20 protein-coding genes are annotated in these 17,999 nt (G+C 68.5%); 6 read left to right on the top strand and 14 right to left on the bottom strand.

Annotated elements, in window-relative coordinates; translation table 11 throughout:
• Positions 1–3 precede the first annotated feature (3 nt).
• From AC07O3_RS28385 to AC07O3_RS28365, 5 genes are read right to left on the bottom strand one after another with little or no spacing between them, the layout of a single operon-like run.
• Positions 4–999, bottom strand: coding sequence for an LLM class flavin-dependent oxidoreductase (locus AC07O3_RS28385; protein WP_495340884.1), 996 nt, complete (start codon positions 997–999; stop codon positions 4–6).
• A gap of 45 nt (positions 1,000–1,044) precedes the next feature.
• Positions 1,045–2,727, bottom strand: coding sequence for an FxLYD domain-containing protein (locus AC07O3_RS28380; protein WP_495340883.1), 1,683 nt, complete (start codon positions 2,725–2,727; stop codon positions 1,045–1,047).
• Positions 2,728–2,772: 45 nt separating this feature from the next.
• Positions 2,773–3,369, bottom strand: a complete 597-nt coding sequence (locus AC07O3_RS28375) for a hypothetical protein (protein WP_307615375.1) — start codon at positions 3,367–3,369, stop codon at positions 2,773–2,775.
• A 13-nt stretch (positions 3,370–3,382) separates the two neighbouring features.
• Positions 3,383–5,176: a VanW family protein gene (locus tag AC07O3_RS28370; RefSeq protein ID WP_495340882.1), complete on the bottom strand. Its 1,794-nt coding sequence runs from the start codon at positions 5,174–5,176 to the stop codon at positions 3,383–3,385.
• On the bottom strand, positions 5,173–5,778 hold the full coding sequence (locus AC07O3_RS28365) for a DUF6891 domain-containing protein (RefSeq protein WP_495340881.1): 606 nt from the start codon (positions 5,776–5,778) through the stop codon (positions 5,173–5,175). Before AC07O3_RS28365 ends, AC07O3_RS28370 begins: the two co-directional genes overlap by 4 nt.
• Before the next feature lie 275 nt (positions 5,779–6,053).
• Between AC07O3_RS28365 and AC07O3_RS28360 the strand changes: the two genes are divergently transcribed.
• On the top strand, positions 6,054–6,746 hold the full coding sequence (locus AC07O3_RS28360) for a hypothetical protein (protein ID WP_495340880.1): 693 nt from the start codon (positions 6,054–6,056) through the stop codon (positions 6,744–6,746).
• Positions 6,747–6,831: 85 nt separating this feature from the next.
• Here AC07O3_RS28360 and AC07O3_RS28355 read toward each other — a convergent pair whose 3' ends face one another.
• Entirely contained in the window at positions 6,832–7,212 is a 381-nt protein-coding gene (locus AC07O3_RS28355; protein WP_093053935.1) for a helicase SNF2, read from the bottom strand.
• A 251-nt stretch (positions 7,213–7,463) separates the two neighbouring features.
• Here AC07O3_RS28355 and AC07O3_RS28350 point away from each other — a divergent pair, with 251 nt between their 5' ends.
• Entirely contained in the window at positions 7,464–7,940 is a 477-nt protein-coding gene (locus tag AC07O3_RS28350) for a DUF6314 family protein (RefSeq protein WP_495340879.1), read from the top strand.
• 1 nt (position 7,941) lies between these two features.
• Here the strand turns inward: AC07O3_RS28350 and AC07O3_RS28345 are convergent, their stop codons facing one another.
• From AC07O3_RS28345 to AC07O3_RS28325, 5 genes are all read right to left on the bottom strand, one after another.
• Positions 7,942–8,535, bottom strand: coding sequence for a biotin transporter BioY (locus tag AC07O3_RS28345; RefSeq protein WP_495340878.1), 594 nt, complete (start codon positions 8,533–8,535; stop codon positions 7,942–7,944).
• Between the two features lie 31 nt (positions 8,536–8,566).
• Positions 8,567–9,160 carry an energy-coupling factor transporter transmembrane component T family protein gene (locus tag AC07O3_RS28340; RefSeq protein WP_495340877.1) on the bottom strand — a complete coding sequence of 198 codons (594 nt, stop codon included), beginning with the start codon at positions 9,158–9,160 and terminating at the stop codon, positions 8,567–8,569.
• Positions 9,153–9,899 (bottom strand): energy-coupling factor ABC transporter ATP-binding protein, encoded by a 747-nt coding sequence (locus AC07O3_RS28335; protein ID WP_093076914.1) that lies wholly within the window; start codon positions 9,897–9,899, stop codon positions 9,153–9,155. Before AC07O3_RS28335 ends, AC07O3_RS28340 begins: the two co-directional genes overlap by 8 nt.
• 42 nt (positions 9,900–9,941) lie before the next feature.
• On the bottom strand, positions 9,942–10,778 hold the full coding sequence (locus AC07O3_RS28330; protein ID WP_495340876.1) for an isocitrate lyase/PEP mutase family protein: 837 nt from the start codon (positions 10,776–10,778) through the stop codon (positions 9,942–9,944).
• 95 nt (positions 10,779–10,873) lie between these two features.
• Positions 10,874–12,577 carry a M14 family zinc carboxypeptidase gene (locus AC07O3_RS28325; protein ID WP_495340875.1) on the bottom strand — a complete coding sequence of 568 codons (1,704 nt, stop codon included), beginning with the start codon at positions 12,575–12,577 and terminating at the stop codon, positions 10,874–10,876.
• A 114-nt stretch (positions 12,578–12,691) separates the two neighbouring features.
• On the opposite strand from AC07O3_RS28325, the gene AC07O3_RS28320 reads away from it, so the two are divergent.
• From AC07O3_RS28320 to AC07O3_RS28305, 4 genes are all read left to right on the top strand, one after another.
• Complete coding sequence (locus AC07O3_RS28320) at positions 12,692–13,405, top strand: YebC/PmpR family DNA-binding transcriptional regulator (RefSeq protein ID WP_093053924.1); 714 nt, start codon at positions 12,692–12,694, stop codon at positions 13,403–13,405.
• Between the two features lie 21 nt (positions 13,406–13,426).
• Positions 13,427–13,825: a GFA family protein gene (locus tag AC07O3_RS28315; RefSeq protein WP_495340874.1), complete on the top strand. Its 399-nt coding sequence runs from the start codon at positions 13,427–13,429 to the stop codon at positions 13,823–13,825.
• Between the two features lie 140 nt (positions 13,826–13,965).
• Positions 13,966–14,664, top strand: coding sequence for an HAD-IA family hydrolase (locus AC07O3_RS28310; protein ID WP_495340873.1), 699 nt, complete (start codon positions 13,966–13,968; stop codon positions 14,662–14,664).
• A 5-nt stretch (positions 14,665–14,669) separates the two neighbouring features.
• Positions 14,670–15,023, top strand: a complete 354-nt coding sequence (locus AC07O3_RS28305; protein WP_093076905.1) for a cupin domain-containing protein — start codon at positions 14,670–14,672, stop codon at positions 15,021–15,023.
• Positions 15,024–15,038: 15 nt separating this feature from the next.
• On the opposite strand, the gene AC07O3_RS28300 is transcribed toward AC07O3_RS28305, so the two are convergent.
• The 3 genes from AC07O3_RS28300 to AC07O3_RS28290 are packed head-to-tail and all read right to left on the bottom strand — an operon-like array spanning position 15,039 to position 17,985.
• Positions 15,039–16,196, bottom strand: coding sequence for an NAD(P)/FAD-dependent oxidoreductase (locus AC07O3_RS28300; RefSeq protein ID WP_093076903.1), 1,158 nt, complete (start codon positions 16,194–16,196; stop codon positions 15,039–15,041).
• Positions 16,193–17,608 carry an FAD/NAD(P)-dependent oxidoreductase gene (locus tag AC07O3_RS28295; protein ID WP_495340872.1) on the bottom strand — a complete coding sequence of 472 codons (1,416 nt, stop codon included), beginning with the start codon at positions 17,606–17,608 and terminating at the stop codon, positions 16,193–16,195. The genes AC07O3_RS28300 and AC07O3_RS28295 overlap by 4 nt, the downstream gene beginning before the upstream one ends.
• Positions 17,605–17,985 (bottom strand): (2Fe-2S)-binding protein, encoded by a 381-nt coding sequence (locus AC07O3_RS28290; protein WP_093076901.1) that lies wholly within the window; start codon positions 17,983–17,985, stop codon positions 17,605–17,607. The genes AC07O3_RS28295 and AC07O3_RS28290 overlap by 4 nt, the downstream gene beginning before the upstream one ends.
• Positions 17,986–17,999: the final 14 nt, after the last annotated feature.

Raw genomic sequence — 17,999 nt, 5'->3', positions numbered from 1 at the left:
GCTCTATTGCTTCGGCGTCTGTCCGAACGCGTTGGCCAGCAGCTCATAAGAGCGCAGCCGGGCCGCGTGGTCGAACACCTGCGAGGTGATCATGAGTTCGTCGGCGCCGGTGCGCGCGACGAACGCTTCCACGCCCTTCTTCACCGTCTCGACCGAGCCCACCGCGGAGCACGACAGCACCGAGTCGAGTAGCGCGTTCTCCGCGGGCCCGACCTTCTGACGATAGTTTTCCACTGGCGGCGGCAGGCGCCCCGGCCGCCCGCTGCGCAGGTTCACGAAGGCCTGCTGCCACGAGGTGGCGCGGAACTCGGCCTCTTCATCGGTGTCGGCCGCGAACACGTTGAAGCCCAGCATCACATACGGTTTCTGCAGCTGTGCCGACGGCTTGAAGGTCTCGCGATAGATCTGGATGGCCTGCATGATCTGCTGCGGCGCGAAGTGCGAGGCAAAGGCGTAGGGCAGCCCCAGGTGCGCCGCGAGCTGCGCGCCGAAGGTGCTGGAGCCGAGGATCCACACCGGCACCTCGAGCCCCGCGCCGGGCACGGCCCGCACCGGTTGCTGCGGCGTCTTCGACATGAAGTCCATCAGCTCGATCACGTCCTGCGGAAACTGGTCCGCGTCCGATTCGAGGTTGCGCCGCAAGGCCCGCGCGGTGCGCTGGTCGGAGCCGGGCGCGCGCCCCAGGCCCAGATCGATGCGCCCCGGGTACAGCGATTCCAGCGTGCCGAACTGCTCGGCAATCACCAGCGGCGAATGGTTCGGCAGCATCACGCCGCCTGCACCGATGCGGATGGTGGAAGTGCCCGCCCCTACATGCGACAGCAGCACGGCAGTGGCCGCGCTCGCAATGCCCGGCATGCCGTGGTGCTCGGCCAGCCAGTAGCGCGTGTAGCCCAGCTTCTCGCCATGCTGCGCCAGCGAGAGCGAGTTGCGGAACGACTGCGCGGCGTCGCTGCCCTCGGTGATCGGGGAAAGGTCGAGGATCGATAACGGAATCATGGCCGCGATCATGGCGCGAACCGCCCAACGCCGTCGCCCGAGGGGCTATTCGGTTTGGTATAGCGTCGTCACGCTCGCGAAGTCGCGGCCGTTCTGCTCCACGTTCACCTGGAACGGCACGCTCTCGCCCGGCGCGATGGCCGGCAGGTTCTCCACCAGCTTGAAGCCCGTGAGCTGCCCGTTGCGGTCGCGCAGGCTGACCCACAGCCGCACCTTGCCGACGATGCCCGTGCCCGGGTTCTTCACGCTGCCCGTGACTTCCACGCTCTTGTAGGTGAAGCGCTGGCTGAAGTTGAGCAGCACGCTGCCGGTCTCGGCCTTGGTGCCCGTCACCTTCACCTCCAGCGGCTTGCGCGGACCCGGCAATGCCGCGCGGCGCATCGGCTTCCATTCGATGCGAGTCGCGGTGATGCGCTCCATGTCCTCGGGCTCGAGGAAGATCGGAAAGCGCTCGCCCGGATAGAGGTACGCCAGCCCCGTGATGTTCGTAGTGCCATGCGCCTTGCTGCCGCTGAAGCGCGAGATCACGCCGCCCGGCGCGAGCACCACTGCATCGGTGCTGCGGTTCACCAGCTCGCCCAGGAACAGCCGCTGCTGGATGTTGTTGCGCCCGTCCACCAGCGGGAGCAGTTCGAGTTGCTTGTCGTCGAAGCGCTCGCTGTCGTCGGCCAGCAGGTCGTCGGTGCCCAGGCGCAGCTCGGGGTTGAAGGACTCGGGGCCGCCCACCGTGCGGATCACGCGGTCGGCATTCAGCACCGGCGTGCGCGTGCCCGACGACTCGACCGTGCTGTAGCCGATGCGGTAGTCCCATGCCGCGATGGCCGTCGCGCGGCCGAAGCGCGCGATGCTCACGTCCATCGAAGTCCGCGTGCCCGGCTGGATCTCGTTGGCCTGCCCGTAGCCGTGGCCGAAGCCGATCACCTGCCCCGCGTCGTCGTACAGCGTGACCAGCACCTCGAAGCCGCCGAGCACCGTGGCGTCCTTGCGGTCGTTGGCGATGCGGCCCACCAGCCGCACGCGCTCGCCCTGCTGGATGAGCCGCACGCGCGAGAAGGCCATGCGCGGCCCCTGCACCGCGCTGTAGGGCTCGGCCAGCTTCTGCACGCGCAGCTCCTGCCGAGTGACGTTCTTGCCGCTGGGCATGTCGATCAACACGGGCGCACTTTCGCCGGGCTCCAGCACGGACACCGGCAGCATCTCGCTGCGCTCGTCGAGCTTGCTGTCGCCGTCGTAGTACGTGGCGCGAATGCCCGCGCGCGACAGCGACTTGCCGGTTTCGTTGCGCGCCACCACCAGCAGCTTGGGCATGGCCGAACTGCCGCTGCCCACCAGCACCTGGCGCGGCTCGTTGAGCTTCAGGCCATCGACGGGAATGGTGCGGTCGACCGCAGCGGCCACTACGGACCGCGGTGCACCGGATGCGGCGTCGCGGGAGTCGAAGAGAAACAACCCGACCACGCGAAACACCAGCACCACGCCCAGCAGGATGGCTATGGCTATGCCGACCTTGCGTAGCATCAGCTTCTGCCTCAGCGCCTCTTCAGCCGCGAGCCGGCGGCCGGCTTCGTTCTTCACCTGGTTGAGCACGCGCTCCAGCCGGTCGGACACGTTGTCTTCCACCAGCGTGACCGAGCCGCAGTGGTCGCAGGTGTATTCGTTGAGGCCGGTGCGCTTGAGCACGCTGCTGCCGCATTCGCCGCACTTGAGCGTCTGGAGGTCGATGGTCATTGAAGTGCTGCTCCCGTATTGTTTTTCCTGCGACGCGCCAGCTGACTACCAGTCGAACAGGTCCGCGATGTCGCCGGCCTCGCTGGCGCCAATCAGCGGCGTGAGCCGCTCGATCAGGCGCGCGCGGTGCACCGGGTTGACGGAATCGTCGTCCATGAAGATGTCCTCGCCCGCCTCGTCCCACACTTGGCCGATAGTGCCGAGGCACGCGGCCATCTCGAGGATGTCGGCAAAGATCGGTGCATCGTCTTTCCACACACCCTCGCCATGCCGGGCGAACTGTATCGCGCCTGTGTTCAGGTCGAAGATGAAGGGGTCCGCGCCCTGGTCGGCCACCACCAGCCAGTGATCGGGCCAGTCGGCAATGCGCTCGCCGGTGATGCCGTGCCAGCGATAGCCGGCCTGCAGCTCCCACAGCCGCGCGAGCGTCGGAATGCTGAAGGGGTTGCCGGCGGTCGGCACCGTGAGGCCCGCATGGCCCACGCGGTCGTTGATCCACTCGCCGAGCGGGCCGACCTGTGCGTAGAAGGTTTCGATGGCGGCCGGCAGAGGGATCTCTCCGCGCCAATGCTCGGCGGCGGACTGCGGCGCCAGCGCGCCATGGGAAGCCAGCGCCGCGCGGGCCTGTTCGATCGATGCCATCTGTCCTCTCCGTTCAGGGGATGCAAGCAGCCTGCAATGCGGCGCGCAGGGCCTCGACGTCGCCCGGTGCTACCTCGCGCACGCCGGTCAAGCCTGCGAGGCCGCATGCGGTCGAGGCCACCACGGGTACGCCGGCCGCCACGGCGCGCAGCACCGCGCGCGGTGCGTGCTCGACGTGCGCGGGCAGCACGACGACACTGGCGCCGGCCAGCCAGTCGCCTTGCCAGTTCATGTGTTCGATGTGCGCGATGCCGCGCCAGAGCTGCGCGTCATCCGAAGGCGCACCCAGCACACGCAGCCGGTACGGCCAGCCTTGCAGCGCCGCGGCAAGTTCGCGCGCACCCTTGCGTGCCAGTGCGCTTGCGGCGAACACGACGAGCGGCGGCCCCCTGCGTTCGATGAAAGCAGCAGCCTTGACCGGGGGCAGCATCCAGTCGAGCTGCGTCAATGCTGCTTGCGGTGCCAGCTTGGCGAGCTGCCGGGCGACATCTGCATGCGGCGTGACCACGGCCTTCGCACGGGCAAGCGCCAGCGTCTCGGTGCGCACCAGCGACGGATCGGCGCGAAAGTCGCGCAGCGCTCCGTCACCGGGCCAGTGCCGGGCCGCGGCATCGAGCCGATGTTCGATTTCGGCCATCGGCAACGCGCTGGCCAGCACGGTGACGCGGCGCCCGTCGAGCGCACCGATGCGCTGCAGGTGCGGCAGCAGTGCCTGCTCGACCACCAGCTCCGTGTGCTCCGGCGTCAGGCGGCTTGCCAGGGCGCGCGCAAGCCAGCGCTGGCCGTCGATCAGGCTCGCCTGCCGCCGGCCTGCATGCCGCGCCCAGAGCCGCTGCCACAGCGCGCGGCGCAGGCTCACGGCCCACAGTGTCTGCGCGGGCACTGCGGTCTCACGGTGCCAGCCCGTCGCGGGCAGACGCCAGAACGCAAGCCGCAGCGGCGCCGGCTGCAGGCGCTGCGCGTGTGGATGTTCCTCTCGCAGGTAGCGGGCGAACTCCGGCGTCCAGCCATCGACCAGCACCGCCGCGCGGCCCTCGGGGCCGACGTCGACCTGCGGACGATGGCGAAAGCACGTGACCTGTTCGCAACTCAGGCAACCGCGCGCCAATGGCAGTGCTGCGCCCGCGTCGTCATACGTTCGGCGCAGCACGACTGGCGCAGCCAGTGCCGCCAGCGGAGAACGCGCACGGATGCGCAGCACCAGCTCGCTATCGGTCAATTCCACTTCGAGCCGCCACGCATGCTTGGCGCGCAGCTTGAGATCGACGTAGTTCCAGAACACCGTCGCATCGACCGCGTCACCGTCGGCCGCGCCGGCCTGCTCGATGCGCGCCGTGTGCCCGTGGCGCTCGACCAGTTCGAAGCCCGCGCGCACCGCCACGGTGGCGAGCGCGTTCGACAGCTGGCAGAGCCCGCCGGCCAGCGTCGGCACTACGCAACCGCCGCGCAGCTCGCGGCCCTGCACGAAGCCGCGCCATGCGCCCGGCCGCCCCAGCTGGCGCCAGAAGCTCAGCACTTCGCCTGCCGGCACCTCGATGGCATCGAAGGCACGGCGCGCCACGCGCAGGTTCTGCACCTTGCCGGCCACGAGCGGAAATTCTTCGGCGCGGTCGTCGGACCACAAGGGAGTGCGGTATTGCGCGAGCACCGGCGCGTCGGCCAGTGCGTTGTCGCCGCCATGCCAGCGCCGGGCCGAAGGTCGCAGCGTCTCGCGCAACGCATGGGCCGTGGCCAGCAGCCGCGAGCGCAGCCAGAAATCGATCGCGTCGATGCGGCGCGGCGGCTGCCAGGCCTGCTGCACGCTCACGCGGAGGGGCCGCGCTTGCGCCATTGGCCGAGGTCGGCTTCGATGCGCTGGTCGATGTTGCCGCTCCATTGCACGCCGAAGCCGGCCGCACGCAGCAGCTCGGCGATGCGATGGCCCACCACCACGGTGTTGGCTTCGCGCTGCTCGATCTCGGGGATCATGCCGCCGCTGAAGGCCAGGTGCAGGCGGCCGGTGCGCACTGCCGCATCGAGGTCTTGCGCGTGATAGAAGCAGCAGCCGCGAATGCCCGAGTCCATGCGGCCCGCGGCGCGCCATTGCTCGCGCACGTCGTCGTGGCCATCGGCGAGCGTGTTGCCTGCGCGGTGCAGCGCAATGATCTTCTCGCTGCGCAGCTGCGCGAACACGGCTTCGAGGCGGTCGTATTCGGTCTGCGCGGGCCACCCGGCCTCGGCCGCGCGCTTGGCGGCGCATGCACTTGCGGCCTCGGCCTTGACCCAGGCCCGGTCTTCGGTGGTGACCTCATCAGGATCGAGGTACTCGTCGGTGATCAGCCATTCGACATCGGCGTCGGGATAAAAGCCGCTCCACACCAGGTCGTGGATGCGTCCGCGCGTGTCTTCGGGGTCGAGAGTAAGGGCCATGCGTGTTGGGTTGCCGCCTCGGCTGCAACGGGATCATGCTTTCTTTTTTCCTGACGGAAGCGTGCTCGTATTTTCACCCGGCCGCACCACGATGACGCACTAATGCGAAAGCATGAAGACTTGCGGCCACCCCTTCCGCGCCGCGCAATCATGAAGGATGCGCCGTGGCAAGGCAATGCGCCTTTTGGCGAAGGCGGCTCCGCCACATGGCCGGGAGCCGCACCGGCGTGGTGCTGCCTGCTTGCTGCGCGACTGGCTATGCTCGGCGGCTCTTCATGCTGCAGCGCCATTCATCCATCGACCCGATCGCCCAGCCGGACGACGAAAGGCTGCCCACCGAATGGACCTCGCGCGCGCCGCAGGCCACGGAACGCGCGCCGAAGTCGGCCGCCGACTGGGCCGCGTGGCTGGTCGCGCTCGCGGTGCTGGTGTTCATGGCGGTCTTCGGCTTGCGGGCAATGACCTGGGCGCTGGCCGGTGGCTGGCAATGGCTCTGGCTGGCGGTGGGGCTGCCGTTCTTCGGGGTCTTCTCGGTGTCGGCGGTGCTGCTCGTCGTCACGAGGCTGCGCGAGCGCCGCCGGGTGCGCGTGGCGCTTGAAGGCATGTCGCTGGAGCGCGGGGAAGGCTTTCGCGTCGGCGAGCCGTTCGAACTTCGGCTGCGTGCGACGGTGACCGTTGCGCGGGAAGGCGAACGCACAGTGGCGCCGGAACGCATCGTCATGCGGCTGATGCGGCGGTCCTTCGTCGGTGCGCCCGATGGCACGCGGTCGCTGGTCGATGAGTGTTGCGATGAAGCCATCGCGTCCCGGGAGGATGCGCGGGCAGGAAGGCTGCTCTATGCCTGCGAACTCAGCGCAGGCTCCGGATACGGCGACGCCGCGCAATGGTTCGTCGAACTGCACGACCCGACCGACGACGACAACGCGCCTTTCCTCATCGCCGCGCTGCGGCCGCTGCCCGCGCGCTGACCAGGCGCAGCAAGCCAGACGCAAAAAGGCCGGGCCATGCATCGCATGGCCCGGCCTTTTGTCTCAGCCCCTGTCGGGGAACTGATTACAGCGGCAGTGCGTCACCGCGAGCGGCAGCGCGGGCTGCGGCACGCACCGCGGCGCGGTCGACCGTGCTTGCCACGACCGGTGCGACACCAGCGGCAGCGCCTTCGGCATACGGGTCAGCGCTGTGTGCAGCGGCAACTGCATCGGCGCGAACGGCGGCACGGCTGGTCGTCGAGACGATCACGCGAGCGGGGCCTGCGTCGGCGCCGGTGGCATAGGGGTTGGCGCTATGGGCTGCAACCACGGCCTGGCCGGCAACGTCGGCGCGGCTGGCGGCCGAGGTCACTTGGTGCACGCCTTCATACGTTTCAGCGTGTGCGGCACCGGCAGCGGCCAGCAGGGCGATGGAGATAGCGGAGAGGAGCTTAGAGGCGGTCATTTGGATGTCCTTCAATTCGTTTCAGTTCTTTGGATGATTTCGAACCGGTCTTGGGTGGGTCACCGTCCCTCCGGGGGCGGCCACCTCGCTCGGGGCCCTGTTCACCCAGATCGGCTTTGGGGCCGGTCTGTGAGATGAATTGTGCGCCGTTGTCTAAGTAAAAACCCTTAGAGAAAAGAACCACGGCGTTCACGAAGTGGAAACAATCAGCTGCTCCAAAGGGAGATCAGGGCTTGTCGTAGAGTCTTTGCATGAGCGCGCCGGCCCCTGCCTTTCCATCCCCGCCCCCCTGGGGCACTGCGGACACTGTCTTCGACAGGCTGGTGGGTGCATGGGACCTGGAACGAACCATCGAGGGCCAGGCCTCCATGACCGGCACGGCCGTGTTCACGCCGCTCGAGACAGGGATGTTGAAGTACCGCGAAGAGGGCCGGATCCGCCTTGCCGACGGCAAGGAATTCGACGGCCACCGCGAGTACCTCTTCGAACGCGCTCCGGGCGGCTTCGTGGTGCACTTTGCCGAAACCCCGCCGCGCCTGTTCCACGCCATCGGCATCGTGCGCGACGGCGATGCGCTCGCCGGTTCGGCCACGCACCTGTGCACGCCCGACACCTACGACAGCAGCTACCGCTTTCTGGCGGACGGCTCCTTCACCATCCGCCACACGGTCCACGGCCCGCGCAAGGACTACCTCTCGGCCACCGTGTTCAGGCGACGCGGCAAGTAGCTCAGTCGCGGTCGAGCCGCCAGCCCGGCATGCCGCGCATCACCGTCTGCACGAGCATCGCGCAGATGCCGCACTTGATCAGGTCGCCGGGAATGAACACCAGCATGGCCAGCGCGGCCTGCGGCAGCGACATATGGGCGATCAACGAAAGCCCGACGATGCCGAAGCCGTAGACCACGACGATCCCGCCGACCACCGACGACACAAAAGCCGCAACCAGCAGCCCCACGCCCGTGCCCCCGGCCATGCGACGCACGGCAAGGCGCATCAGCAAGCCGCAGGCGAAGGCCCCGAACATCCAGCCGAACAGGAAGCCCCCGGCCGGCGCCACGAACACGCTCAGGCCGCCACGGCCGCCGGGCAGCAGCGGCAGGCCCAGTGCCACTGCGAGCAGGAACAGCGCAATCGCCAGGAAGCCACGGCGCGGCCCGAGCAGGCAGCCCGCCAGCATCACGCCCAGCGACTGCAGCGTGATCGGCACACCGAACGGCAGGTCGATCTTCGGGATCAGGCCGAACACCGCCATCAGCGCTGCGAACAGCGCGATGTACGACAGGGAGCGGGACGAAGTGAGGGAGCCTGAAGTGGTGGTCATGGCAATCGCAATCGAGGAAAAGGAAGGAAGCTCAGCGCCCGAGCCGCGCGGCGAGCGCATCGGCCACGCGCTCCGCCGTCTGCAGCGTGCGGATGGTCAGCGGCGCCAGCAGCCGCAGGCCGCCGCCGTGGCCTGAACGCGCGCGGTAGGCGTCGTCGAGGCGCTGCCACTGCACATAGAAATTTTCGGCGAAGCGCAGCATCAGGCCAAGGCCCAGTGCGATCCGCTCGGTCGGCACGCCAAGGCACTGCAGCGGATGCAGCACCGCTTCGAGCACCGCCAGCAGGTCTTCGAAGCGCGTGGTCAGCGTGAGCATCAGCGCGAGCGTGGCCGCGCTGGCAAGGCGCAATGCGCTGGCCACGCCGAGCGGGGTCGTGCCCATCGCCCAGTGGAAGCCGACGATCAGCCCGCCAGCGATCGCCACGCCGACCAGCATGCGCACCCGGCGCCACGCAGGTGGCCCGAGCGAGACGAAGATCAGCAGCACCACCGCGCAGGCAACGGCCAGATGCACCGGCCGCTCGACCAGCACCAGCAGCGTGCCGCACACCGACAGCACCGCGAGCTTGACCCACGCCGCAATCGCATGCATCCACGTCGGCTGCTCCGAATAGAGGCTACGCATGGCGACCCCGCTCTGCCGCAGCGCGCTCGCGCACGTTCTCGGCATAGGCCTCGCACACTTCGCGGCCCGGCCCGTCGGCGCGCACCTTGCCCTGTTCGAGCCACAGCACGCGTTCGAAGTCGTAGACGTGTTCGAGCAGGTGCGTGGACACGAGGATCTGGTGATCGCTCGCCTCGAGCTGCGCGGCCAATCGCGCCTGGCTCAGCAGGTCGAGGCTGGCAAAGGGCTCGTCGAGCAGCAGCGTGGCGGGCTCGCTGATCTGCAAGGCCAGCAGGCACACCTGCTGGCGCTGCCCCTGGCTCAGCTCGCCCACGGCGCGCCCGGCCCAGGCTTCGAGCCCGCGCTGCGCAAGAAAATCGCGCGCCTGCTGCCGCGCCGCCTGCCGTGTTTCGCCGCGCGCCGTGAGGCTGAAAGCCAGTTCCTCGGCCACGGTCGGAAAAATGATCTGGTCGTCGGGGTTCTGGAACATCAGGCCCACGTGCTTCGACAGCTGCCTGCGGTCGGCCTGCGTGTCGCAGCCATGCACGACCACGCGCCCCTGCTGCGGCTGATCGAGTCCGCTGATGAGGCGGAACAGGCTGCTCTTGCCAGCCCCGTTGTCGCCGATCAGGCCAATGCGCGTCTCCTGCAGGCTGAGCGTCAGCCCCTCGAAGACATGCTGGTTGCCGCGCACCAGCGTCACCGCCTCGAGGCGGATGCTGTGCGGGGAGCTGGTTTCGGGCGGGGTCGGCTGCGGCAAGGGGCGCCCACTGTACCCGAACGCGCCATGGGGCCAAGGAGCTCAGGCAGTGGCAGCAAAGAGCCCGTTGATCTCGCCAACCGACAGCATGCCCTCGCCCATCGTGCCGAAACGGCCATGCTCGAAAGCCTCCTTGGCGATCCGGTCTACCAGCCCCAGTGCCGACTGCAGCGGGCCGCAACCCAGGCTGATGCGCCGCGCACCGGCGCGTGCCAGGCCATCGGCCGAGGGTGCGCCGGCATAGCCAGCGTACACGTTCACCGGCAGGCTCAGCGCGCCCGCCAGCCGTTCGATCTCTTCAAGACTGGACATGCCGGGCACGAAGATGCCATCCGCACCCGCCGCCGCATAAAGCTGTGCGCGGCGCAGCGCCTCTTCGAATCGTGCCATCGGGTCGTTCCAGGGCACGAAGTAGACGTCGGTGCGCGCGTTGATGAAAAAGCGCGCATCGAGCTTGCGGATGGCGGCAATGCGCTCGCACATCACCTCGGGCGCCGCCAGCTCGCGCGTGCCCGGCCTTGTGCCGTCCTCGATGTTGATGCCGGCCGCGCCCATGCCGATCAGCGCGCTTGCCACGTCGCCCACCGCCTGCGTGCTGTCGCCGTAACCCTGTTCGATGTCCACGCTCACCGGCACTCCTGTCACGCGGCAGATACGCGCACAGGCTGCGATCAGCTCGCTGACGGGCATGCGCTCGCCGTCCGCGTAGCCAAGCGACCAGGCCATGCCCGCGCTGGTGGTTCCGATGGCGCTTGCACCGGCGCGCTCGACGATGCGGGCGCTGGCGGCGTCCCATGCATTCACGAGAACCAATGGATCAGGGCCGGCGTGCAGCCGGTGAAAGGCATCCGTCTTCTGTTGCGCGTCGCTGGATCGCATGTCTGGTCGTTCCAAAGGAGTTGAAGGATGACCGCAGCCTAGACGCAATGCGCCGCCGGGACTTGGAAAAAACTGCTGTCCGGGCCGCGACCTGCCTACATCAGCCCGACCACCGGATAGCGCTGCCACCCCGGCTCCGCATGGCGCCGGCCGTGCGCAAAGAGAAAGCCCAGCACAGCCTGCTGGTCAGACAGCTTCTCGGGGTGGTCCGCCTTCCATTGCTCGAACTGGCGCTTCAACTCGGGCTCGTCCTCCAGCATCTGGAGTGCGGTGTCCTCGAAGACATAGGCCGAGAAGTTCTCCTTCTTCTCCAGCACGCTATTGAAGAAGCCCCAGCGGAAGAAGCTGTCGTGGGCTTCGGGCTCCAGCGTTTCGACCGCGTAGCGGGCGTTGGGTTGGTCCAGTGGCACCAGCACGTCGCCCACGCGCGCCTGGAAGCGCTCGGTGTGCGTGGCGAGCACCAGCTGGTCATGGAACATGTGGCCTTCGTAGGCGCTCGCGCGCGAGGTCACGCTCTGCACGCGGTACACCCGGGCCGCATCGAACAACTGGTCCGCTTCCAGGCGCCGCAGCTCGACGCCGTTCCATTGCAGGCGCTCGATCACTTCGCGCCAGGCCTGGGGCACCAGGTAGGCCTTGGGCGCCGCGACCGCCAGGTCTTCCACGCAGCGGTCGAAGTGCACGATGTCTTTCTCCCAGGGCTGGCTGCGGTCGTAGGCCAGGCGCTCGTAGTTCCCGAGCCGGCTCGGCGTGCGAACCGCGCGATAGCCCTTGAAACGAAGGCTCGCCGGCCGGCTGCGGTCGTTGCGCCATGTCAGCGGCCAGCGCGCCTGCTGCGCTGCAGCAGCCTTGGCGTCGCGGCGCAGATTCTGAATCTGCGCCGCATGCGCGACGGTGAATTCCAGCACCACATCGACCAGCGTCCGCATGGAAGCCACGCGGTCGGCAAAGGGCTTGAGCATGTGGGTCTCGGGCATGAAGCCGATGGTGTGGTGCAGCGCCGCATAGCCGGTGGAAAAGCGCGGCAGGTCGAGGAAGTCCTCGATGCCGTCGTCGGGCGTCTCGGCCAGCAGGTTCATGTACGGGCAGGTGGGCCAGCCGCGTTGCGCCATATCGCCGTAGATCGCAGGCAGCATGCTTTCGCGCAGGAACTGCCCGAGCCCGCCGCCCAGCTTGTCGGGCTGGGTCGGGATCAGCGTCATGGTGTAGCTGTAGTCCGCGCCGTTGGAGGTGTGGGTGTCGACCATCACGTCCGGGTCCCACGCCGTGAAGAAGCGGTTGAACACCTGCGCGGCCAGGCTGTCGCACTTGATGAAGTCGCGGTTCAGGTCCAGGTGCCGGCCGTTGCCGCGGAAGCCGAACGACTCGGGCCCGAGCTGGTTCACGCGCGAGGTGTTCTGCCGGTTGATACAGCCGTCCACGTTGTAGACGGGAATGAACAGGAACACCGTGTCGCCCAGCGCCGCCAACCGCCCGGGCTGCGTGCAGAAATCGCGCACCAGCGCCATGCAGGCGTCGATGCCCTCGGGCTCGCCGGGGTGGATGCCGTTGTTGTTGAAGAACACCGGGCGGCGCTGCTGCCTGAGCGTGTCGCGATCGAACACGCCGTCGGCAGTGACCACGCCGGCGTGAAGGGGAACACCGGTGTCCGACACGCCGATCTCGCCCCAGCGCAGCACGCCGGGAAATTGTCCGGCCAGCCGCTCGTAGAAGGCGATGCATTCGGCCCAGGTGGTGGTCTGGTTGCCGTTGCCGGACTCGAACGGCGTGGGGTACTGGTTTTCGTGTGCAGCAGTCATGGGAAGAAGGCTACAGTAGTCGCCCCGATCCGGTCATCCAGCCCTTCTTTCTGCAAAGAGCCAGGAGCCTGCCAGGCACGGCCGCACGCACAACACACATTCAAGGAAACAGACATGGGCGCCCAATGGAAAGCGAAACACAAGGATCTGGCGGCCAATGCCAAGGGCCGGCTGTTCAGCAAGCTCGCCAAGGAAATCATGATGGCCGCGCGCAACGGCGCCGATCCGGCCTCCAACTCGCGCCTTCGGCTGGTCGTGGAGCAGGCGCGCAAGGCCTCGATGCCCAAGGACACGCTCGACCGCGCCATCAAGAAAGGCGCGGGCCTCACTGGCGAGGCCGTGCATTTCGAGCATGTGATGTACGAAGGCTTCGCGCCGCACCGCGTGCCGGTGATGGTCGAGTGCCTGACCGACAACGTGAACCGCACCGCGCCTGAAATGCGCGTGCTGTTCCGCAAGGGCCAGCTGGGCACCTCGGGCTCGGTGTCGTGGGACTTCGACCACGTCGGCATGATCGAAGCCGAACCCGCCAAACCCGACGCCGACCCCGAAGTGGCCGCCATCGAAGCCGGCGCCCAAGACTTCGAACCGGCCAGCGAAGGCCACCCCGCGGTCTTCCTGACAGACCCCACCGACCTCGACCTCGTGAGCCGCGCGCTGCCGGCCCAGGGCTTCACCGTGCTGTCGGCCAAGCTGGGCTACAAGCCCAAGAACCCGGTCGATCCGGCGAGCCTGAGCGCGACAGACCTGGAAGAAGTCGAAACCTTCCTGGCGGCCATCGACGCGAACGACGACGTGCAGAACGTGTTCGTGGGCCTGGCGGGCTGAGGCAGCTTCTTCATCGGCCGCATGCTCGCGGGAAAGTGCCTCTGCGGCGCCGTCCACTACAAGGTGGCGGATGAATTCGCCTACGCCCTGAACTGCCATTGCTCGGACTGCCGGCGCGCGACCGGCTCGGCCTTCAAGCCCTTCGCGGGCATCGAGCGCGGCAAGCTCGCCATTACGCAGGGCGAAGACGCGGTGATGATCTACGGCAAGAAGGACGCGGGCGACATTCACTGCGCAAAGTGCGGCTCGCTGCTCTATTCGGTGGTGCGCGACGGCCAGTTCGTGCACGTCACCCTGGGCACACTGGTCGATGCGCCAGCGATTCGCCCGACCGCGCACATCTTCGTCAGCTCGAAGGCGCCGTGGTTCACGATCACGGACGACCTGCCGCAGCACAAGGGCCACGTCGGCGAGAACTGAGCGCCGCCCGCGCAAGAAGATGCCACCGCGGCGCCGACAACCGCATCCTGTGCCGTGACGCGGCCCCACTTCGGGCCGGCATTCGCAGGGTGCGCACCTATGCTCGATGAAGTCCTCTTCTTCATCCCTGGAGCGTTTCCATGTCCCTGCAAGATTTCAAGGTCCTCACCTTCGACGTCGTCGGCACGCTGATCGATTTCGAGGGCGGCATGCTCGCCTACCTGCGCAGCGCGGCGCCCGATGCCGACGTGAGCGACGACGACTTCCTGGCCGCCTACCGGCGCGCGCGCGCCGACGGCAACGCCGGCTGGTACCCCGACGACCTGGAGCGCTGCTGGCACGCCGTCGCGCCGGCACTCGGCTTGCCCGATACCGACGCCATCGCGCAGGGCCTGCGCGACTCGGTCGCGCAATGGCCGGCGTTCCCCGATTCGGTGGAAGCGCTGAAGCGGCTCGGCAAGCGCTTCAAGCTGGTGACGATGACCAACGCCCAGGCCTGGGCACTGGCGCATTTCGACAAGACCCTGGGCTCGCCCTTCGACATGCTGCTGAGCTGCGACGACGCGCTGTGCGAGAAGCCCGACGCGCGCTACTTCGCCTATGCCCGCGGCCGCTTCGAAGGCGCCTGGGGCTACAAGCAGGCCGACAACCTGCACGTGGCGCAAAGCCAGTACCACGACATCGGCATCTCCAAGCAATTGGGCATCACCACCTGCTGGATCGAGCGTCGGCATGCACAAAAGGGTTCGGGCGGCACCATCGAGTCGAAGCACACCGTGCCCGACTACCACTTCCACACGCTGGCCGAGCTGGCCGCTGCGGTCGAGGCCGGACGTTGAGCACCATGGGCATCACCATCCTTCGCCAGTCGGCCACCATCGGCGGCCTGCAAGACCAGGGCACGCCCGCACGCCCCCTGAGTCAGCCACCCTGCCGGCTGAGCGGCATCGACGTCGAGCTCGCCGGCGCAGGTGACAACAAGAGCGGCATCTGGCAATGCGAGCCCGGCCGCTTCGAGCGCCAGCTGGCCAACGCCGAGGTCATGCACATCCTGGCCGGTGCCTGCACCTTCACGCCGACCGATGGCGCCGCGCTGGAGATTCGCGCGGGCGACACGCTGTTCTTTCCGGCGCACACCACCGGCGAGTGGCATGTGCACGAGACCCTGCGCAAAGTCTTCGTCGTGATGGCGCAGTAGCGGGCAGCAGCGGCCTCAGGCCGCCTGCTTCGTCAGCTCATTCGCGAACCGGCCGATAGAGAAGCTCTCGATAGGCGTCGATGTCTGGCCGGTTGCGATCAGCTCGGCCATCGTCTCGCCCACGCCCGGGCTGATCGCAAAGCCCTCTCCATTGAAGCCGAAGGCATAGTGCAGGCCCGGCACGCGGGCACTCGGGCCCATCACGGGTTGCCAGTCGGCGGTGTAGCCCTCGATGCCGCTCCACACGCGGATCAGTTGCACGTGCTCGAAGGCCGGCACGAAGCGGCGCAGCTCGCGCAACTGGCGCAGCACGTTGTCGGGCTTCACGTAGGCGCGGATGTGCTGCGCATGCGCCGGCCCCTTGAGCCCGCCGCCGAAGACGATGTTGCCGCGCGCGATCTGCCGGAAGTACAGGCCCTCGTGCTCGATGGGCGAAGAGATGCCGATCGACGGCCCGATGGCGTAGGGCAGCGGCTCCGTCACGCCCATCTGCGGCCCGCGCGCATCCATCGGCACGGCTTCGCCGAACTGTTCGGCCATGCGGTTCGACCACGCGCCGCAGGCTACAAAAAGCTGCGCCGCGCGAAAGCGCCGGCCGTCCGCCGTGTGGGCGACGAAGCCCGCGCCATCGCGCTCGACCTGCATCACCTCGGCCTGCTCGACGATGTTCGCGCCCGCGCGCCGCGCGGCGCGTGCGAAGGCCGGGCCGGCCAGGCGCGGGTTGGCGTGGCCGTCGTTCGGCGACAGCGATCCGCTCACGATGCCGGGCGCGAAGATGCCCCAGCGCCGGCGCAGATGCTCCGCATCGAATAGTTCGAGATCGAGGCCGAGCGGCCTCACGTCTTTCGCGTGCTGCTCCAGCACCGCAGCCTGCTGCTCTGTGTAGCAGACGCGCAGGTGGCCGTAGGGCACGAACTCCAGGTCTTCGCCGAGCAGTTCCTTCACGCGGCCCCAGACGGCGCGCGCACGGTTGGCCAGCGGCATCTGCGCCAGCGCGCGGCCCTGCCTGCGCACATTGCCGAAGTTGGTGCCGCTGGCCTGGCGGCCCACGAGCTCGCGTTCGAGCAGCGTGACCGACAGGCCATGCTGGCGGCGCAGGAAGAAAGCGGCGGTGGTGCCCATCAGGCCGCCGCCGAGCACCAGCACGTCGGTGGTGGTCGTCGTATCGCTCATGCCTGCACCTCGCGCGTGTTCATCATCAGCGGCTTGACGGGTGCCTGCGAGCGCAAACGCCCCACCAGTTGCACCGGCACGCCGCTGGCCTGCGCCACGATCTCGGCCGAGGCGTGGCCGCAGAAGCGGCCCTGGCAGCGCCCCATGCCAACGCGGCTGAAAGCCTTGGCGCGGTTGACTTCATGGCTGTCCATCTCGTTGACGCAGCGGCGCAGTTCGCCTGCCGTCACGGCCTCGCAGCGGCACACGACCGCGTCGTCGGGCAGTGCCGCAGCCTGTGCATGCGGCCATGGAAAGGCACGCGCCAGGCCTTCGCGGAAGCGATTCATCTGCGCCAGCGTGCGACGCAACGCGGCGGACTCGGCGTCGTAGAGCGCACGGCCCGGTGCATGGCCGAGATCGGCCAGCGCGGCGAGCGCTGCCAGTCGGCCGGCCGCTTCGGCACCATCGGCCCCGAGGATGCGAACGCCGTCGCCCGCCAGGTACACGCCCTTGGTGCTGCTGCGGCCATCGGCGTCGATGCGCGGCAGCCACTGCCGGCTCAGCGGCTCGAATTCGAAGTCGCAGCGCGCAATGTCGGCCAGCTGCGTTTCGGCGCGCAGGTGCCAGCCGAGGCCCACGGCATCGCACTCGAAGCGCTGCTCGCGCCCCTGGGCATCGCGCACGGCCACGGCCTGCACGCCCAGGCTGTCGTCGCCGTCGATGCGCTGCGGCGCCACGCCCTGCAGCACCGGCACGCCCGCGCGGCGCAGGCCGCGAATCAGCGCGAGCCCGCGCAGTGCCAACCGCGGTCTTGCAAGCAAACCGGCCACGGCGCCCCAGGGCTTGGCGGCCGGTGCGGTGTCGAGCACCGCTGCCACCCGCGCGCCGGCCTGCACGTACTGCGAGGCCACGAGGTACAGCAGCGGACCGCTGCCCATGAAGACGACGCGCGAACCAATGGCGCAGGCCTGCGCCTTCAGCGCGATCTGCGAAGCGCCAAGGCTGTAGCAACCGGCGCGGTGCCAGCCCACCACCGGCATCAGGCGATCGGTCGCGCCGCTGCACACCAGCAAGGCATCGAAGGGCAGCGTCTGCGGCTCGCCGGCATGCACGACATGCAGCGCGCCTTCGCTCACGTTCCAGGCCAGCGTGTCGCCGCGGTAGTCGATGTGGTCGCGCAGCGCGTCGAAGTCGCTGTGCAGCGCCTGCGCTTTTTCGGCCTCGGTGCTGTAAAGCTTGGCATAAGGGCGCTTGAATCCCTCGGGCTGGCGGCGGTAGATCTGGCCGCCGTCGCGCCGGCTTTCGTCGACGACGATGGGCCGCACGCCGGCGCGCACCAGCGCCTGCGCGGCGCGCACGCCGGCGGGGCCGGTGCCGACCACGACGATGCGTGGCGAAGCAGAAGGAAAAGAAGGAGGCGCCCCGCTCATGCCCCACCCTCCGGCGCATGGCGAGCCAGCGACTGCTGCAGGTCCGGTGTCGGCAACCAGTGGTCCGCCGGCGGGCGCGTGAACACCGACATGCCCTCTTCCACCGGCGTCGAGCAGGCGCGCAGGCGCTCGCCGGCCGGTGTCCACACCCAGCAGTCCTGGCAGGCGCCCATCAGGCAGAAGCCGGCGCGCGGCCCGTCGCCGAACTCGCTGTCGCGCACGCGTCGTCCGTTGCTCAGCAGCGCCACCAGCAGCGTGTCGCCGGCCAGCGCGGTGCGGGCTTCGCCATCGATGTGCAGGGTCAGCGCGGGCCGGTCGGTTTCCGCGAGCCGCACGAAGCGGGCTGGCGGCTGGAAGCGAGGCTTTGGTTCAGGCATGGACGGTCGAAGGC

The organism is Variovorax sp. GW821-FHT09D05, assembly GCF_059416325.1.
This window is presented reverse-complemented; position numbering and strand designations above follow the sequence as displayed.

Excerpts from the sequence above, each read along its gene's own strand:
- AC07O3_RS28385 (WP_495340884.1), bottom strand. The coding sequence starts at position 999 with ATGATTCCGTTATCGATCCTCGACCTTTCCCCGATCACCGAGGGCAGC.
- AC07O3_RS28380 (WP_495340883.1), bottom strand. The coding sequence starts at position 2,727 with ATGACCATCGACCTCCAGACGCTCAAGTGCGGCGAATGCGGCAGCAGC.
- AC07O3_RS28375 (WP_307615375.1), bottom strand. The coding sequence starts at position 3,369 with ATGGCATCGATCGAACAGGCCCGCGCGGCGCTGGCTTCCCATGGCGCG.
- AC07O3_RS28365 (WP_495340881.1), bottom strand. The coding sequence starts at position 5,778 with ATGGCCCTTACTCTCGACCCCGAAGACACGCGCGGACGCATCCACGAC.
- AC07O3_RS28360 (WP_495340880.1), top strand. The coding sequence starts at position 6,054 with ATGCTGCAGCGCCATTCATCCATCGACCCGATCGCCCAGCCGGACGAC.
- AC07O3_RS28355 (WP_093053935.1), bottom strand. The coding sequence starts at position 7,212 with ATGACCGCCTCTAAGCTCCTCTCCGCTATCTCCATCGCCCTGCTGGCC.
- AC07O3_RS28350 (WP_495340879.1), top strand. The coding sequence starts at position 7,464 with ATGAGCGCGCCGGCCCCTGCCTTTCCATCCCCGCCCCCCTGGGGCACT.
- AC07O3_RS28345 (WP_495340878.1), bottom strand. The coding sequence starts at position 8,535 with ATGACCACCACTTCAGGCTCCCTCACTTCGTCCCGCTCCCTGTCGTAC.
- AC07O3_RS28340 (WP_495340877.1), bottom strand. The coding sequence starts at position 9,160 with ATGCGTAGCCTCTATTCGGAGCAGCCGACGTGGATGCATGCGATTGCG.
- AC07O3_RS28330 (WP_495340876.1), bottom strand. The coding sequence starts at position 10,778 with ATGCGATCCAGCGACGCGCAACAGAAGACGGATGCCTTTCACCGGCTG.
- AC07O3_RS28325 (WP_495340875.1), bottom strand. The coding sequence starts at position 12,577 with ATGACTGCTGCACACGAAAACCAGTACCCCACGCCGTTCGAGTCCGGC.
- AC07O3_RS28320 (WP_093053924.1), top strand. The coding sequence starts at position 12,692 with ATGGGCGCCCAATGGAAAGCGAAACACAAGGATCTGGCGGCCAATGCC.
- AC07O3_RS28315 (WP_495340874.1), top strand. The coding sequence starts at position 13,427 with ATGCTCGCGGGAAAGTGCCTCTGCGGCGCCGTCCACTACAAGGTGGCG.
- AC07O3_RS28310 (WP_495340873.1), top strand. The coding sequence starts at position 13,966 with ATGTCCCTGCAAGATTTCAAGGTCCTCACCTTCGACGTCGTCGGCACG.
- AC07O3_RS28305 (WP_093076905.1), top strand. The coding sequence starts at position 14,670 with ATGGGCATCACCATCCTTCGCCAGTCGGCCACCATCGGCGGCCTGCAA.
- AC07O3_RS28300 (WP_093076903.1), bottom strand. The coding sequence starts at position 16,196 with ATGAGCGATACGACGACCACCACCGACGTGCTGGTGCTCGGCGGCGGC.
- AC07O3_RS28295 (WP_495340872.1), bottom strand. The coding sequence starts at position 17,608 with ATGAGCGGGGCGCCTCCTTCTTTTCCTTCTGCTTCGCCACGCATCGTC.
- AC07O3_RS28290 (WP_093076901.1), bottom strand. The coding sequence starts at position 17,985 with ATGCCTGAACCAAAGCCTCGCTTCCAGCCGCCAGCCCGCTTCGTGCGG.